Raw genomic sequence first — 15,585 nt, 5'->3', positions numbered from 1 at the left:
TCTCTCCATTCCTTACATAATTATGCTTTGGCAGTTTCAAAAAATCATTTTCCCATTTCACTTGTGTATAAATCATCAACCACATTAAAAAACATAGAAAGATTAACATATCCATTCAATAGGATTTTTATGGCAATTCAAGAGCTCAAACCGACTTTTGACTTAACAGAAATCGCCAAAAAAACAATGCGCGAAAAAAATCTTCTGACGGAATTTTTACTGGATGTCCAAAAAGCGACAGAAAAAACTTTCGACCATGGTGCCATTTCCCCCGCTACAAAAAGAATGACAGATTTTCTTTGGTGTTCAATTGATAACGATGATTCAAAGTATCTAGATCAGTTAACATATGCGGAAAAATTGGATGATGAAACGTATAAAATCTATATTGCTATTGCTGAAGTCGATCACCTTGTTCCTCAAAATTCTGTCATTGATAGACATGCCCAATATAATACTGTCTCGATTTATACTCCTACAAAAGTTTTTCCAATGCTTCCTGAGAAACTATCGGCAGGTTTAACTTCTTTAAATGAAGGTGTAGATCGCTTAGCGATAGTGGTTGAAGTTGAAGTTAATGATAATGGAGCTTTAGGAAACTTCAACATTTATTCAGCTCTTGTACACAATCATGCTAAGCTCGCTTATAATAGTGTATCGACATGGTTAGAAGGAAATGGGCCTATCCCAGAAAAAGTTGCCAATGTAACAGGAATGGAAGCCCAATTGTATCTTCAAGATACTATTACTCAACTTTTAAAAGAGTTTCGACATCAAAAAGGAGCATTAGCCTTAGAGACGATTAAACCAAAAACTATCGTTGAAAAGGAATATGCTATTGATATTAAAATTTCTAAAAAAAATCGAGCCCGGGATTTAATTGAAAATTTTATGATTGTAGCCAACACAATCACAGCTCTTTATTTAAAATCTAAACAACTCCCTTCATTTCGCAAAATAGTCAGGGTACCAAAAAAGTGGGATCGTATTGTAGAAATTGCACGCGACCTTGGTGAAACATTGCCAGATCAACCAGACTCCAAAGCTTTAGATTTATTCTTAATTAAACAAAAATTATTAGACCCTGTCCATTTCCCTGATTTATCGCTGACAATTATTAAGCTTCTTGGAAATGGAGAATATATCGTTGAATATTATGATGATATGCCGATTGGTCATTTTGGATTAGCTCATGCTGATTATACACATTCTACAGCTCCTAATCGTCGATATCTCGATTTAATTACACAAAGAATCATCAAAGCTGCTTTAGAAAATAAAGAAATGCCTTACACTTTAAATGAACTTGAAAAATTGGCTAAACATTGCACAATTCAAGAAGTCGAAGCTGATAAAGTAGAGCGTAAAATGAGAAAATCAGCAGCCATGATGCTTTTATTTTCTAAATTTGGTGAAGTTTTTGATGCGATCATCACAGGAGCTGGAACTAAAGGAACTTGGGTACACATTTTTAATCCCTCAGTTGACGGGAAATTAGTTGGTGGATTTGAAAATAAGGATGTAGGCGATTTAATTTTAGTTAAGCTTATCCATTTAGATATTGAAAATGGGCATATTGATTTTACAAAAGTATAAGTTTTAGTCATTCGCTTGACTTTGTAAAATTTAAATTTTTTAGTTCACTTGTGAATAAAGTCCGCTCTGAATTAAAATAAGTGTACCATGCTTTTTTCTTATATTCCTATGTCAATTATCATCAAATTTTGAATTTATTTTTTTATATGACTTTGCTTTTAAGTTGCCAAGAACTCACCAAATCTTTTAGTTCTCGTCTTTTATTTAAAGATATGTCATTAGGCATATTTCGAGGTGATAAAATAGGTTTAATTGGACCCAATGGCTCAGGTAAATCAACCTTATTAAAAATTTTAGCAGGGCTTGAATCTCCAGATGAAGGTGAAGTGGCGCGTAATCGTTCTTTACGAATCGGTTATATTCCTCAAGAAACAATCTTTGAGCCCATTTCCATCCAAGATATTGTCAGTCATTCTTTAATAAATGATCATCGTTTAAGTGTTGAAGAAAAGCAAACCCAAGCTATTATCACATTAAGTAAATTGGGATTTACAAATTTTAATATTTTGGCAACTAATCTATCTGGTGGTTGGAAAAAAAGACTTGCTTTAGCAGTTGAATTGGTGAAATCTCCTGATATTCTTCTCCTTGATGAGCCGACTAATCACTTAGATCTTGAAGGAGTTATTTGGCTAGAGAAATTTCTTAAAAATTCCTCATTTGCTTATATTGTGATTAGCCATGACCGCTATTTTTTAGAGCATATCACAAATCGCATGATGGAGTTAAATAGAAGCTACCCTAAAGGTTTATTTGTCGCAGAAGGAACTTATAGTATCTTTTTAGAAAAAAGAGATGAGTTTTTAAGTGGACAAATGCAACAAGAACGATCTCTTGCTTCAAAAGTAAGACGGGAAGTGGAATGGTTAAAACAAAATCCTAAAGCGCGTACCACTAAATCTCAATCACGTATACAAGAAGCAGAACGATTAATTAATGAGTTAGATGAACTCAAAACACGTAATAAAGATAGCCAAACACAAATTGACTTTTCTGCAACGAAAAGAGATACGCAAAAACTCTTAGTTGCCACTAATTTAACAAAGTCACTTGGTGGCCGTCTTCTTTTTTCCGGAATTAATCTTACATTATCTCCTGGAACTCGACTAGGTATTGTCGGACTTAATGGAAGTGGAAAAACCACTTTATTAAAACTGCTTATGAATGAAGAAACACCAGATAAAGGAACCATTAAATTTGCTGATGGAATTAAAATTGTTTATTTTGACCAACATCGCACACAACTCCCCTCAGATATACCTTTAAGAAGAGCACTTGCCCCAGAGGGAGATACTGTATACTATCGCGGACAACCTATCCATGTCAATTCTTGGTGCCGAAGGTTTTTATTTAGCCCCGATCGATTAGATCTTCCTTTTGGCCAATTATCAGGTGGCGAAAAAGCACGCGTCCACTTAGCACGCCTTATGCTTAAACCTGCAGATATTCTACTTTTAGACGAACCTACAAATGACTTGGACATCCCTACCCTCGAAATTTTAGAAGAAAGTTTAACTGATTTTCCTGGAGCTATTGTATTAATTTCCCACGATCGATATTTACTAGATCAGATTTCTAATCTTATTTTAGGGTTAGGAACTAACAGCGATACCATTTTATTTGCGGATTATCGCCAGTGGGAAACCCATCAACTTCAACTTGAACAAACAACCTCGCAAAACAAAGAAAAAGAAAAAAAAGAGCTTCCTAAATCTGAGAACCGTTCAAAGAAAATGAGCTATTCAGAAAAACGTGAATGGGAACAGATGGAAGGTAAAATTTTGGACTTAGAAAAAGAAATTGGACAATTAGAAGCTGTAGTACAAGACTCTGTTCTAATTAATCAGCCTGATAAACATCAACAGGCATGCGAAACACTCAACCAAAAACACAAATCTTTAGAAGCCCTTTATTCTCGTTGGGAAGAATTAGAATCCAAAGCATAAATCACTACATGTAAAAAATGCTATACAGTGATATACTTGTGCGATTAATTCACATTAGATTTTAGGAAGCGCATTATATGGCCTTAGAACAAGAACAATTAGCCGAAGCTTGCGAAAAAAGGCGAACTTTCGCCATTATCAGCCACCCGGATGCAGGCAAAACAACTTTAACTGAAAAACTTCTTCTATATTCTGGAATGATTCATACAGCAGGAATGGTTCGAGGGCGTAAAGGACGCAAAGCTGCAGCTTCCGATTGGATGACAATGGAACAAGAACGAGGGATTTCTATTACAGCTTCAGCCATGCAATTTACGTATAATAACACGATTATTAACGTATTAGACACCCCTGGACATGAAGACTTTTCCGAAGATACTTACAGGACTTTGACAGCTGCTGATTGCGCGATCATGGTTATTGATGCTGCAAAAGGGGTTGAAAGACAAACGCGTAAATTATTTGAAGTTTGCCGATTACGTAAAATACCAGTTTTAACATTTATTAATAAAATGGATATGCCAGGCCAAGATCCTTTAGATTTAATGAATGAAGTTGAAAACGTTTTGCAAATTCACTCTTCTGCCTTTAATTGGCCTATTGGAACTGGTAAAGAGTTTTGTGGGGTACTCAATTGTGCCACCAAAGAATGTTTATTTTTCACAAAAATAGCAGCTGGTGGGGCTCAAAAAGCTGCAATAACGCGTATTCCCCTTTATAATGAAGAAACGAAAGAACGTCTTGGCAAAGAGTATTTTGAAAAGCTAATCCAGGAACTAGAACTTCTTGAAATGGCTGGGAATCCTTTTTCTCAAAAAGAATTTTTAGCAGGAAATGTCACCCCCATCTTCTTTGCCTCAGCTCTAACCAATTTTGGAATAGAACCTTTTTTTGATGCCTTTGTGAATTTAGCTCCAGCTCCACACACCCGAATGGCAAATAATGATAAAGGAGAAGAAATTGAAATTGACCCCGTCCAAACTCCATTTAGTGCTTACGTTTTTAAACTTCAGGCTAATATGGATAAAAGGCATCGAGATAGCATGGCTTTTTTACGCATTTGTTCGGGCCGCTTCGATCGGGATCTTGTCGTTAAACATCATAGACTCGGCAAAGAAGTTCGTCTTTCAAGGCCCCATGGAATGGTTGCAGGAGAAAGAACAACATTAGATATTGCTTATGCAGGTGATGTAATTGGAGTGATCAATCCTGGAGTTTTTGCCATTGGCGATACCATCTCACTCACAGGAGGATTTAACTTTAAACCTTTGCCTCAATTTCAGCCTGAAATTTTTGCTCGTGTACAACCAAAAGACGTCGGTAAAAGAAAGTCTTTCGATAAAGGTGTTTTGCAATTAACTGACGAAGGTGCGATTCAATTGCTCCGTCCTTATGATTTAAGTGGGGATTTAATTTTTGCTGCAGTAGGCCAACTTCAATTCGAAGTCATGCAATATCGTCTCAAAGATGAGTATAGTGTTGAAACAATTATTAATTCTCTTCCTTATCAATGCAGTGCTTGGCTGATAGGAGATAAAGAGACTTTCAAAAAGCCTACAACAGCGGTCATTGTTCAAGATCGTTTTGATCGACCGATTATTTTATTTGGAGAACAGTGGGAAAAACAATATGCCATCAAACAAAATCCTGATCACCAACTAGTAGATATTCTTTCTTAGTGCAAACACGACACGATTTATTAAATACCATATTTTAAAGTTTCTTGGACGCAATACAAAAAAACCGGTGTTTTATAAATGTCTTTAGCGTAGTAAATCTGAATGGGTTTCCAACCTGGGATGGCAAATGTATGTGACAAAACATATGTTCCCGCTCTTAGCTCTTGCTCAAATTTAATCTTTAACTTTTGCATGGCATTAGAATAAAGATAACAAATGATTATCCCAGAATCCTTAAAATTACATTTAAAAAAATCTTTCCTATATGTTTTTATTTTTTTTAGTCCTATTAAATAGAAAAAAAATTTGGAAGCATAATAAGGAATAGGGGATATTTCATAAGCGATAATTTCTTTTTCCGGGTAGCTCTGTGCTAAAGCTACAGTCAAATTACCCCAACCCGATCCCAACTCAACCACCTTTCCATTCAATTGTTTAGGCAGTAAAGCAACCATACTTTTTTGAACTTTAAGAGAAGTTGGTGTAGGAGTAATTCCGTAAAAATAGGAATACCAAAAAATATGAATGAGAATAAAGAACAAGCTAAACAAAAAACAAATGATTATCAAAAAAACTCTCATTTTAAGGCTAAAGTAGCCTGAATCATTTCAAGCCATTAGCAGCAAAATTTAGGTTATAAACTTGAGAATTAGCAAAAGACATCTCTGCTAATTCTCAATAATAATTGTTAAGCAGCTAAAGAAAATCTAAAAATATTTTCTTCCTCACCTTCAGTTTCGAAATCCTCATCGTCATCATCGTCGTCATAGTCTTCGTCATCATCATAGTCCTCGTCATCATCATCGTCATCATAGTCTTCGTCATCATCATAGTCCTCGTCATCATCATCGTCATCATCATCGTCGTCATAGTCTTCGTCATCATCGTCTTCGTCATCATCGTCATCTCCGTCGTAAATTTCTTCATTGTCATCTTCGTCAGAATTGAAGATTGATAAATACATATCAAGACAGAAATGTTCTTCAACGTCATCAAATATTACATGTTTTGCAATCATTTCAATAAAACCTATTTGGTAGAAGGAGATTTTAGGGTATGGCATAGAAGCTTGACGACATTTAGCCATGATTTCATTTCTTGAAAACATCCTAAACCTCACGTTAATGTTTAGTTAATGTTTATTGGAATTGAATGAGCAAACGATCTTGATAACTCATTGATAAGAAAATTTTTTATCAATGGACCAAGATATTAATTCAATACCAATCATTTTTAGCTTACGTCTTATTTTAGGGCATCTTGAGGATCACTCTTTTTCTACTTCATCAAACATAGATAAAAAAATTTATTCTCTCAACAACAATTGATAAACTTAGCTTATTTATACTATTTGTTATCATCCTAAAGCTGGTCGAGATGCAAATTTCGAGGTTTTTACCTTTAAAGAAAAGTTTTTATATGAAAAAATAAATTGGATGGACTTGCTATAACATAAAACGATACATAACATGAAAAAATTTAAGCAGTGATGGCTTAAAGAAAGGCGTCTTTTGAATTGAATAAAACTAAATATTTCTCAAACATGACGGTTGCCCTTCCCATGGGGAGATTATGAGTAAAAAGAGTTATTAAACAAAAACTGAGAAATTCATGAATTTACCTTTGGGTTTATCCTCTCTTGCCCTAACAGCTAAAGAAGCAGCTTTAGAAGCTGCGAAAATCTTAAAAAATGGCTTTAAACAGTCAATAAAAGTTTCAACAAAGCCAGGAAGACAAAATTATGTGACTGAATATGATAACCAATCAGAAAATTGTATTATTTCGTCTATAAAAAATCAGTTTCCAAGTCATCAGTTTTTAGCCGAAGAAAGTGGTCTTTCTTATCAGATTGAACCAGAAGAAGTGCTTTGGATTATCGATCCTTTAGATGGAACAACTAACTTTATTCATCATATTCCTATTTTTACAATTAGCATTGCTGCCATGATTAAACAGGAAATCGTTTGCGGTGTAATTTATCAACCTTTTACAAATGAGCTTTTTATTTCCGAAAAAAATCAAGGAGCTTACTTAAATGGAAAAAAATTACAAGTTAGTTCTACAAAATTTATTAAAGATGCTTTAATTAGTATCAATTTTCCTTACGATGTAAAAGATCACCCTATTTTTTCTATTGAACAACTTAGAGAATTTACCCTATTGGGCGCTTCTCTAAGAAATTTAGGATCCTCTTCTTTAGCTTTGGCTTATTTAGCAGCCGGTAAATTAGATGCTTTTTGGATGAACCATCTCTATCCTTGGGACTGGGCAGCCGGGAAGCTGATGATTGAAGAATCTCAAGGCAAACTGACTTTTTATCCTGAAAAAGAAAATCTTTTTACAACTTCAACTATTTTAGCCACTAATAGCCAACTTCATCCTAAACTTCTTAAATGCATTAAACATTAATAGTTTTCATGTTGATGGACAAAAAAATTTTATGTTAAAGTAATATAGTTAATTTCATTTTCATTTTTCCGAAATTTCACCCCATGGTTTATATGTTTAATCATTTAAAAAACACTTTTTACCGTTTTTACGGCTTAATATTTTTGCTTTTATTTGCAGTAATAATAACTCCTTGTGTCGCTATTGACCAAAATCAAGATAATTACATCCAAGCATTGGGCTCTTTAACTTTTCACACAAAAATCCAATCTCGTTTAGATGAAACAAATTTAGAAGAAAGCGTCATCTTTGACGAACAAGAAGCTCTTAAATTGTGGGAATTAGCTTTTCAAGCGCAAGCTTCTCTCAACAATCAGGTATCCAATGCATTTATTACGCAGCTTTATCAAGCTTATTCTTTTTACGAGGAAGGTAAAAGCAATCTTCAATTGTATCAACTGAAAGAAGCAGCTTTAAACTTTAAGCAATCTTTTAACTTACTTTGTTTTTTATGGGAAACAGCCATTGATCAGGAAGAAAAGCTTGATCTAAACAATGTAACTGCTTTAATTAGAACAAAACAAACTGTTATCAATCAAGATTTTGAGAAAAATAAAGCTATCCCACAGAAAGTAAGAAGAGCAATTGCTCCTTATCTTATTGCTGATAATCACCCTATGAAAAATGCACTTGATACAATTTTTTTAAAAAAACGTGTGACTGTAGATAAAAAAACTTTTCATGCTAATGGATTTAAAACGCTAAGAAAAGGTCCTCGTTCTTACGTTTATGTCGCAAGACACCCTAGTATAAATGGTTATTTAGTTAAAGCTTACATGGACAATGAATTGGACCAAAAACAAAACCATCCAAGCTGGTACTGGCTGACTAAACGTTGTGAAGGAGCCGAAAAAATTGCTAGAATTATAGCTAAACGAAAAATAAAACACTTTACAGTTGCTTCAAAATGGATTTATCCTCTTCCAGAGAATCCAGCGCCACCAAAAAATGCTTCACACACCCGTCATTATGCTTTACTGCTTGTTAATGATATGGATTTAGTTCCCCATGATGTGAATTTACAGGTTTGGCAATCGGGTATCACAAAAGAGCATTTGCATGAACTTTATGTCATTATTACCCACGCCAAAGGTTCAAGTTATCGGCCAGATAATATCGCCTATACGCATAAAGGACAATTTGCTTTCATTGATACAGAATATCCATCCAAAGGACCTGACTATGACCGCATTAGAAAATACTTAAGTCCTGAAATGAGGGCTTACTGGGATCGTTTAGTTAAAAATGGAGGGTGTTAAGCTTCCTCCTTACCTAAGAAAATTGCAAGAAAGAGATTTAATGGGACAATTATTCATCAATTCTACAGTTATGATTACTGGGGCAAGCTCTGGCTTTGGAGCCGAAACGGCCCGATTATTTGCTAAAGAAGGGGCTCGTTTGATTTTGCTCGCAAGGCGAAAAGATCGATTGGTAGAGTTGCAAAATGAGTTGAAAGAAAAATTTCAAACAAAAAGTTACTGTATCACTGCTGATATTGGAAATTTTGAGCTTTTAGAAGAACAAATATCCAATCTTGACAAGAATTTTGAACGACCAAACATTTTGATTAATAATGCAGGAATGGTTAAGGGATTGGATAAACTGTGGGAAGTTAAACCTCAAGATTGGAACACGATGATTGATACAAATATCAAAGGTGTTCTTAATGCAACAAGACTCATTGTCCCATCCATGTTAAAAGCTGATCAAGGACATATTATTAATGTAGGAAGTACCTCTGGTCACGGAATTTATTCTGGAGGTGGGGTTTATTGTGCTACAAAGTTTGCTTTAAGAGCTTTGACAGATACTCTCAGGACAGAACTTATTTCGACTTCTATTCGCGTATCCCTTATTTCCCCAGGAATAGCAAAGACAGAATTTAGTCTGGTTCGTTTTGCAGGAGATAAGCAAAAAGCTGATAAAGTTTATGAAGGATTAGAAGCTTTAAATGCGACAGATATTGCCGAAGCAATTTTGTTCATTGCATCGCGTCCTGCCCATGTTAACATTGCTGATATGGTGATCTATCCAAAAAGTCAAGCCTCTTCTTCGATCATTCATCGAGCATAAAACAAGGAAAAGTTTTTTTTATGAAGTAAACCTTTGATCTGATATTACTTATTGAAAGTGAATCAGATATAAGAAGGTTCAATTTATTAAATTTCTCCCATTAAAATTAAAGCAATTAGGACTAAGAAAACAGCTCCCATCGTGCCGCTTAGGCCGTATCCTCTTTCCCCAACCAAGCACTATAAGGCCAGATAAGCAAAATATCTGGAAGGATTAAACTTAATAAAATCAATGGGGTAGTACTCAATATACCAACTCCCTTGTGAACAATTAACGAAATTTAAATAAAAAATTTTTATCCGAATATACGTCACTTATTATTGAACTACTACAATTAAATGTATTAAATATGCCACATTCAATTACAACGATAATTAGACGTCTAAGCTTACAAAATTTTAATTGGCTTCCATCCAATCTTCTTGGTAGTTTTCCAAAGCAAAAGATAAAAAACTTTGGGCATTTACCGTCTGGTGAGTAAGAATTTTTTGTTTTTTTTCTCTTAATTTACTATTAAATTTAAATAAAAAACTCATTAATTGTTTTAACTTATTAAGCTGTCCTTTGACAGACATTTCTTTTAAATCTTCAGTAAAAACGTCGATATAGCGGCTAAATACATCCCATTTTTTTTCAAAGGGTTGAGCGGAAAAATGACTTTTAATTTCATGAAAAATAAAAGGATTAATCACACTCCCCCTTCCAATCATTAAACCATCACATTTTGTCTGCTTAAGCATGTTCAATGCATCTTGGACAGTTAAAATATCGCCGTTTCCCACAACAGGAATTTTTAAGAGTTGCTTAGCTTGTGCTATTAATTCCCATTTCGCAGGAGGTCCATATCCATCAACTTTTGTTCTAGGATGCAGTGTCAAATATTTGATGCCGCTGGCTTGCGCTGCAAGGAGATTATCATGAAATAAAGAGGTGTCTGTAAAACCTGAACGAAGCTTTGCTGTTACAGGTACATTTACAGCCTCTACCATTGATTTAGCAACTTTATATAAATGATCAGGTTCTTTGAGTAGACTAGATCCAGCCCCTCTTCCGGTTACTGTATTAGAGGGACAACCACAATTTAAATCAATACGCTGAGCTCCTCGCCTTTCTACAGCTCTTGCCATTTCTGCCATAAGCTCTGGATCCGAACCCATCAATTGCGCAGCTTGGGGAATGGGAAAAGTTTCATTCGCTTCATAACGATTGGCTAAACTAGGAACATGAGCATTACTGGGCACTCGCATAAATTCTGTGCAAGCTTCGTCAAATCCCCCCACTGATGCCATAGCTTTTCTAAAACTGCGATCTCCGACTCCTTCCATAGGGGCAAGGATCAAATAAGGACAACCAAAAGAATTTTTAGGAAGAAAAGTCATCATTACATCATAAAACGAGTGTTGAATTAAAAAATAAAAAAAACGCAATATTCAGGATAATATCAATGTTTAGCTCCAAATGTGAATGCATATACCTTAATTCCTTGAGGAATTGTGAGTATTAATTCGTGTCTTCCTAATCTACTTTTTAAATCTAAAAGTTGATAAAGACGCTCCTGATTAACAAAAATTTCACCATTTTCATTCATATCTTTCGTATAGTATTCTGATTTTAAAGGTTTCCCGTCAATTATTAATTGGATAGGGGACAAACTTTTTCCTCCTAGCAAAACATAAACTTGTTCTGCTTGAAAATTAACTTTTAACTGAGAAGACTGCGATTGTGAAAGAATATCCCGTTCATGGGCTTCCCATTTTCCTCGCAAAGCCACCTGATTTAAACTTACTGCATCAAAAATATCCTTATAAAAGTAAATGATATTTGGAAGAAGTTGGGGCATTTGCATGAAAGAATTCTCTTGTTCATACCCTAAATAAATATCAGGGGTGATTTCAACAGAAGTTTTAACCAGTTTATTGGAAAAAGGGTTACTAGAAAGATTAGGAAAATTTAGATGATCAATATCAAAGGATCTAAGTTGCTGATTAGCCGATTGTTGATTCTCAATTTGCATATCAGGTAAATCATGTAACACTGTGCGCCCGAAAAATGTATTCCAATTAAAGGCTAAGATAACCGCTAAAATGATCAATCCCAAACCCATTCCCAACCTCAGTTTTTCTCCTAACTGAATCATAGTTAATTGATTGACATGTAAGTCATATAAAAAAAGGCATAGAGAAAAAGAAACTCCTAAGGTGTAAACCAACGCAAGAATTAACAACATAAAAATTGTATCAGTTGATGTTACAAAAGTAACTAAAGGAGCTAAAAAAAACCAAGCAATAGGACTCCATAAAAAACCTAATAACCCTCCCCATAATCCATTATATTTCGAGCTTACTGAAAAAATTTGAGGAAAGCTTTGAAGAGAAATTTCTAAAAACTTAGCAAATAAAGAAGTAAAAGTCGGAAAAACTAATACCAATCCACAAAAAGCAATCCATAAAACTGCTGTGTAGCGAAGTGTGACAAAGGAAATCTCAAAGCTTGCTACTAGGATCGTCAATAGCCAAAAGCCGACTAGAAAAGTTCCCATCCATGACAGAGTCACTACCATCAATTTCTCTTTTTTATTTCTCTCTGGAAGGTCTAACCTCGATAAAATAGAAGACATAGGAATAGAAAGGACAGTAACCATCCCAATCAGAAATGCAAATAGAGTTAACAATAACATATTAGCCCTGGGTTATCTTTTTTTAAACATCTGGAGCAATTTAATTTTAAAAAAATCACATCCATAAAAAAACAATGTTGTTCCGTTCTAGAAATCTTATTTACGAAAAACTTTTATATTGTTAATAACTCTTCTGATTATAAAAGATTCAAGACAAATGACGGGGAGCTTGTATGAATAAACGCTTATTATACATTTTATTTTTCATGTGTATAAATATTTTTCTCTACGCTGAAAAAAAGGACTCTCTCAAAAAAATCTATCCTCTTAAAGCCGATCCTATCGATGTCGTAATTGTTTCTCATCCAAAAGATAGAAATACCCTAGATTATTGCATTCAAGGAATTAAAGATAATGGTGCTTTAATTAGACGTGTGATTGTGGTTTCCGAAACTAAATTAACAGACTGTGCCGAATGGTTTGACGAACGTCAATTTCCCTTCAGCAAAGACACTATTACAAAAGTCATTGGGAGAGGAGACAAAAAAAAGGCAGAGACTTTTTTTAAAAAAACGGGACGAGGAGCTGGCTGGTATTTTCAACAACTTCTCAAACTTTATTCTGCTTTTGTTATCCCCGATATTTCTTCTAATGTGTTAGTCATCGATGCCGATACCCTCTTTATGAATCCTGTAAGCTTTATTAATGAGAGGCATGGAGGTTTATTTTGCGTCAGTCCTTTTCCAGGTAAAAAACCGTATTTTAGACATGCAGAAAAACTACTTCCCGGTTACCAAAGAATTTATCCAGAAGTTTATAGTGTTTGTCATCATATGCTATTTCAAAAACCTATTTTAAAAGAAATGTTCAAGACAGTTGAGAATTACCATAAAAAAGCTTTTTGGATTGCTTTCTGTAACTGTGTGGATGTGGAAGCAGAAAAGAAAGGTGCTTCCGAATACGAAATTTATTATAATTATGCTTTAAGGCACACTGATCAAGTTCAAATTCGCCCTTTAATATGGGCTAATAGTGCTCATTTAGCTGATTGGGTTTATTATAAAAGAGATGGATATCACTTTGTCTCTTTTCATACTTATATGATTGGTAAATGGCCAAGTATTTATGGAACTCAATAATAATTGATAGAAAATGCATTTCTCGTCTTATGTTTCTGTAAACTAAGAAATGCATTGAATATTTTTTGAGCCCCAAAACAAATTTAAGGACGAACTCTCTGGAAATGAGATTTTTCTTGCTCCTCTTGCTCAAGCTTATTCCATAAAGCAACAGCATAAGCTTGCATATCAGGATTTAAAACTGGAACGATATGCTTAAGAAAATGTCCTTTCATTTTCCCTACATGCTCAGTATCTACAAAGGCAATTTTTCCAGATTTTGTAAAAGGTTGATTGCGAGGAAAGGCATCGCATCCTCCCACCGCATGTAAAACAGTACAAAGCTCTGTCAATACATCGATGTTTATATGATAGTACATTTGCATGCACATTCCGTTCGGATTTTTGTAATCATTATAAATGTCCATGTTTTCAACAATTAAAAGGTAAGATGGATCTTTATCACCCTGAGAAAATGATTTAGGTAACCTATAAAGCCATTTTTTTGGCACCACCAGATGGTTAAATCCATGTTTTAAAACGTATTGACGCAAAATTTCTGCCCCTTGGAGACGCTTAATAAAATTTTCGAGTTGTCTCTCTTGCGTCATACTATTTGGGAATTTCTTAAACAAATAACCTTGTACATAATAATGGGATCCCACCATAAGTTTACGGTGACCATGAATGACTTTAAAACCTGCTTGTTTAAAATGATCAGAAGATTTAAACATTTTTGAATCTTTAAAAATCATTTTTAAAGCATCGTGTAAAGGATGTCTGCGAGGAAGTAAATATGGTTCGAGAAATTTGTTTTGACAAGTGTTTTTTTCTTGTTTTTGGAGATCTAGTTGGGCAGGTAATTCGCCAAAAACAATCAGAAAAAGGAAAAAAAAATGAAAAAATGAAAGTTTAGACTGAAGATTTAACATACTAAAACCTAATGTGAGATTTACAACCGAGTTACTTGCTTTTTGAATTTATATTTTCTAAACACTTAATTTGAACCCTAAAAATTAAGCTAAAAAAAATTCGCGATTTAATAGATAGTTTAAAAGTTTAATCCTTTAGTGCAATTAATACTATCGAATAAAAAATAAAACGCTTATTCAGAAATAAGTTAAAAAATTGATCTTTATTATTTTTTCGAAAATAACAAGGATAAATCGTTAACTTACTTAAATAGCACAATAAAAAAATAAATAGAAAATTTGAAGGAATGACTTTATTTCCAGTACCTGTTATTAACTTTTACCTTATAAAAAATGCTGATGGACAAAACTACCTTTTCAAAAAGAGGTCTATGAAAAAAACAATAATTTTTTCAATCTATGTAATAATGATGGTATCTTTCTGTTATCTTTTCCCAGCTTTAAATGCTAGAGAATATGAAATAAAGCAATACTTACTACCTAAAAATCACCCATTACAAATTCCCTTAAAAAATCTTTTTCAAACTCCAAACATGTTTGATTCTCCCACAGAGTGGCATCTCTCAGGATTCCAAGTGCTTGATCGCGTTCATCGCAAGTTAATGGTAGCTCGCCATCCAACTGTAAAAAATTATTTATTTAAGAAATTTCAAAATACAGTTTCAGCTAAAAAACAGTTAAACAATTACTTAAAGAGAGCATCAGGTGCGAAAGCACTGAGTCAATTTATTATACGCAATCATATAAACCATATTATCGTTCCTAAAAAATGGCTATATCCTCTTCCAAAAAAGTTTTCTGATTCGAAAACGAAAGAGCAAACTTATATTTTAATTGTGGAAGAAATGGATATTTGTGAAGGTGGGGTAGATCCCATGGGAGAAGTCGCACTTCATTACCAACATATTCAAGAAGAATTATTGAAAGAGCTTTGCTTTGTAGTTTTTTGTTTTAGGGGTTTAGACTCTATGCTTCACAATATGCCTTTCACCTATCAAAACAAAATCACTTTCATTGATACTGAAAAGTGGAAGGAAAAAAGAGAAGGTTATTTACAAAAAGCGATGCCATTTCTTCGACCAGAAAGCCAAGCTTACGCCTTAGAAATTTTTAGAGCGTTAGAAAATCAAGAAATTAAACTAAAATAAAAAGATTCTTTGCAATCAATTATCCACT

Annotated in this window: 14 protein-coding genes; 8 read left to right on the top strand and 6 right to left on the bottom strand. The window is 34.0% G+C overall.

Features of this window, described 5'->3' with window-relative positions:
• Positions 1-129: 129 nt before the first annotated feature.
• From TY19_RS08570 to TY19_RS08560, 3 genes are all read left to right on the top strand, one after another.
• Complete coding sequence (locus tag TY19_RS08570) at positions 130-1,596, top strand: RNB domain-containing ribonuclease (RefSeq protein WP_042281783.1); 1,467 nt, start codon at positions 130-132, stop codon at positions 1,594-1,596.
• A gap of 146 nt (positions 1,597-1,742) precedes the next feature.
• Complete coding sequence (locus TY19_RS08565) at positions 1,743-3,542, top strand: ABC-F family ATP-binding cassette domain-containing protein (protein ID WP_042281826.1); 1,800 nt, start codon at positions 1,743-1,745, stop codon at positions 3,540-3,542.
• A gap of 77 nt (positions 3,543-3,619) precedes the next feature.
• Positions 3,620-5,221 carry a peptide chain release factor 3 gene (locus TY19_RS08560; protein WP_042281780.1) on the top strand — a complete coding sequence of 534 codons (1,602 nt, stop codon included), beginning with the start codon at positions 3,620-3,622 and terminating at the stop codon, positions 5,219-5,221.
• 20 nt (positions 5,222-5,241) lie between these two features.
• Here the strand turns inward: TY19_RS08560 and TY19_RS08555 are convergent, their stop codons facing one another.
• Complete coding sequence (locus TY19_RS08555; RefSeq protein ID WP_158383162.1) at positions 5,242-5,790, bottom strand: methyltransferase; 549 nt, start codon at positions 5,788-5,790, stop codon at positions 5,242-5,244.
• A gap of 119 nt (positions 5,791-5,909) precedes the next feature.
• On the bottom strand, positions 5,910-6,308 hold the full coding sequence (locus TY19_RS17820) for a DNA primase (RefSeq protein WP_162831836.1): 399 nt from the start codon (positions 6,306-6,308) through the stop codon (positions 5,910-5,912).
• Positions 6,309-6,832: 524 nt separating this feature from the next.
• On the opposite strand from TY19_RS17820, the gene TY19_RS08545 reads away from it, so the two are divergent.
• The 3 genes from TY19_RS08545 to TY19_RS08535 all read left to right on the top strand — a co-directional run bounded on the left by TY19_RS08545 (position 6,833) and on the right by TY19_RS08535 (position 9,742).
• Positions 6,833-7,630, top strand: coding sequence for an inositol monophosphatase family protein (locus tag TY19_RS08545; protein ID WP_042281778.1), 798 nt, complete (start codon positions 6,833-6,835; stop codon positions 7,628-7,630).
• A 92-nt stretch (positions 7,631-7,722) separates the two neighbouring features.
• Complete coding sequence (locus TY19_RS08540; RefSeq protein ID WP_042281776.1) at positions 7,723-8,928, top strand: hypothetical protein; 1,206 nt, start codon at positions 7,723-7,725, stop codon at positions 8,926-8,928.
• A gap of 40 nt (positions 8,929-8,968) precedes the next feature.
• The gene (locus tag TY19_RS08535) at positions 8,969-9,742 is read left to right on the top strand and encodes an SDR family oxidoreductase (RefSeq protein ID WP_039358457.1); all 774 of its coding nucleotides are present in this window, start codon (positions 8,969-8,971) and stop codon (positions 9,740-9,742) included.
• Positions 9,743-9,828: 86 nt separating this feature from the next.
• Here TY19_RS08535 and TY19_RS26885 read toward each other — a convergent pair whose 3' ends face one another.
• From TY19_RS26885 to TY19_RS08525, 3 genes are all read right to left on the bottom strand, one after another.
• Entirely contained in the window at positions 9,829-9,918 is a 90-nt protein-coding gene (locus TY19_RS26885; RefSeq protein ID WP_148300658.1) for a DUF3309 family protein, read from the bottom strand.
• 222 nt (positions 9,919-10,140) lie between these two features.
• Positions 10,141-11,121 (bottom strand): tRNA dihydrouridine synthase, encoded by a 981-nt coding sequence (locus TY19_RS08530; protein ID WP_011176125.1) that lies wholly within the window; start codon positions 11,119-11,121, stop codon positions 10,141-10,143.
• Positions 11,122-11,183: 62 nt separating this feature from the next.
• Positions 11,184-12,419, bottom strand: a complete 1,236-nt coding sequence (locus TY19_RS08525; protein WP_042281773.1) for a hypothetical protein — start codon at positions 12,417-12,419, stop codon at positions 11,184-11,186.
• A gap of 173 nt (positions 12,420-12,592) precedes the next feature.
• On the opposite strand from TY19_RS08525, the gene TY19_RS08520 reads away from it, so the two are divergent.
• Entirely contained in the window at positions 12,593-13,498 is a 906-nt protein-coding gene (locus tag TY19_RS08520; protein ID WP_052354865.1) for a DUF6492 family protein, read from the top strand.
• Between the two features lie 83 nt (positions 13,499-13,581).
• Here the strand turns inward: TY19_RS08520 and TY19_RS08515 are convergent, their stop codons facing one another.
• On the bottom strand, positions 13,582-14,409 hold the full coding sequence (locus TY19_RS08515) for a hypothetical protein (protein ID WP_042281771.1): 828 nt from the start codon (positions 14,407-14,409) through the stop codon (positions 13,582-13,584).
• Positions 14,410-14,780: 371 nt separating this feature from the next.
• On the opposite strand from TY19_RS08515, the gene TY19_RS08510 reads away from it, so the two are divergent.
• The gene (locus tag TY19_RS08510; protein ID WP_042281769.1) at positions 14,781-15,557 is read left to right on the top strand and encodes a hypothetical protein; all 777 of its coding nucleotides are present in this window, start codon (positions 14,781-14,783) and stop codon (positions 15,555-15,557) included.
• The last annotated feature ends 28 nt before the right edge of the window (positions 15,558-15,585 follow it).

Source organism: Candidatus Protochlamydia sp. R18, from assembly GCF_000648255.1.
Lineage (GTDB): Bacteria > Chlamydiota > Chlamydiia > Chlamydiales > Parachlamydiaceae > Protochlamydia > Protochlamydia amoebophila.
The sequence above is the reverse complement of the archived record's forward strand: the minus strand, read 5'-3'. Positions and strand labels throughout refer to the sequence as shown.

Coding starts and splice junctions, on each gene's coding strand:
- TY19_RS08570 (WP_042281783.1), top strand. CDS start 130: ATGGCAATTCAAGAGCTCAAACCGACTTTTGACTTAACAGAAATCGCC.
- TY19_RS08565 (WP_042281826.1), top strand. CDS start 1,743: ATGACTTTGCTTTTAAGTTGCCAAGAACTCACCAAATCTTTTAGTTCT.
- TY19_RS08560 (WP_042281780.1), top strand. CDS start 3,620: ATGGCCTTAGAACAAGAACAATTAGCCGAAGCTTGCGAAAAAAGGCGA.
- TY19_RS17820 (WP_162831836.1), bottom strand. CDS start 6,308: ATGGCTAAATGTCGTCAAGCTTCTATGCCATACCCTAAAATCTCCTTC.
- TY19_RS08545 (WP_042281778.1), top strand. CDS start 6,833: ATGAATTTACCTTTGGGTTTATCCTCTCTTGCCCTAACAGCTAAAGAA.
- TY19_RS08540 (WP_042281776.1), top strand. CDS start 7,723: ATGTTTAATCATTTAAAAAACACTTTTTACCGTTTTTACGGCTTAATA.
- TY19_RS08535 (WP_039358457.1), top strand. CDS start 8,969: ATGGGACAATTATTCATCAATTCTACAGTTATGATTACTGGGGCAAGC.
- TY19_RS08530 (WP_011176125.1), bottom strand. CDS start 11,121: ATGACTTTTCTTCCTAAAAATTCTTTTGGTTGTCCTTATTTGATCCTT.
- TY19_RS08525 (WP_042281773.1), bottom strand. CDS start 12,419: ATGTTATTGTTAACTCTATTTGCATTTCTGATTGGGATGGTTACTGTC.
- TY19_RS08520 (WP_052354865.1), top strand. CDS start 12,593: ATGAATAAACGCTTATTATACATTTTATTTTTCATGTGTATAAATATT.
- TY19_RS08515 (WP_042281771.1), bottom strand. CDS start 14,409: ATGTTAAATCTTCAGTCTAAACTTTCATTTTTTCATTTTTTTTTCCTT.
- TY19_RS08510 (WP_042281769.1), top strand. CDS start 14,781: ATGAAAAAAACAATAATTTTTTCAATCTATGTAATAATGATGGTATCT.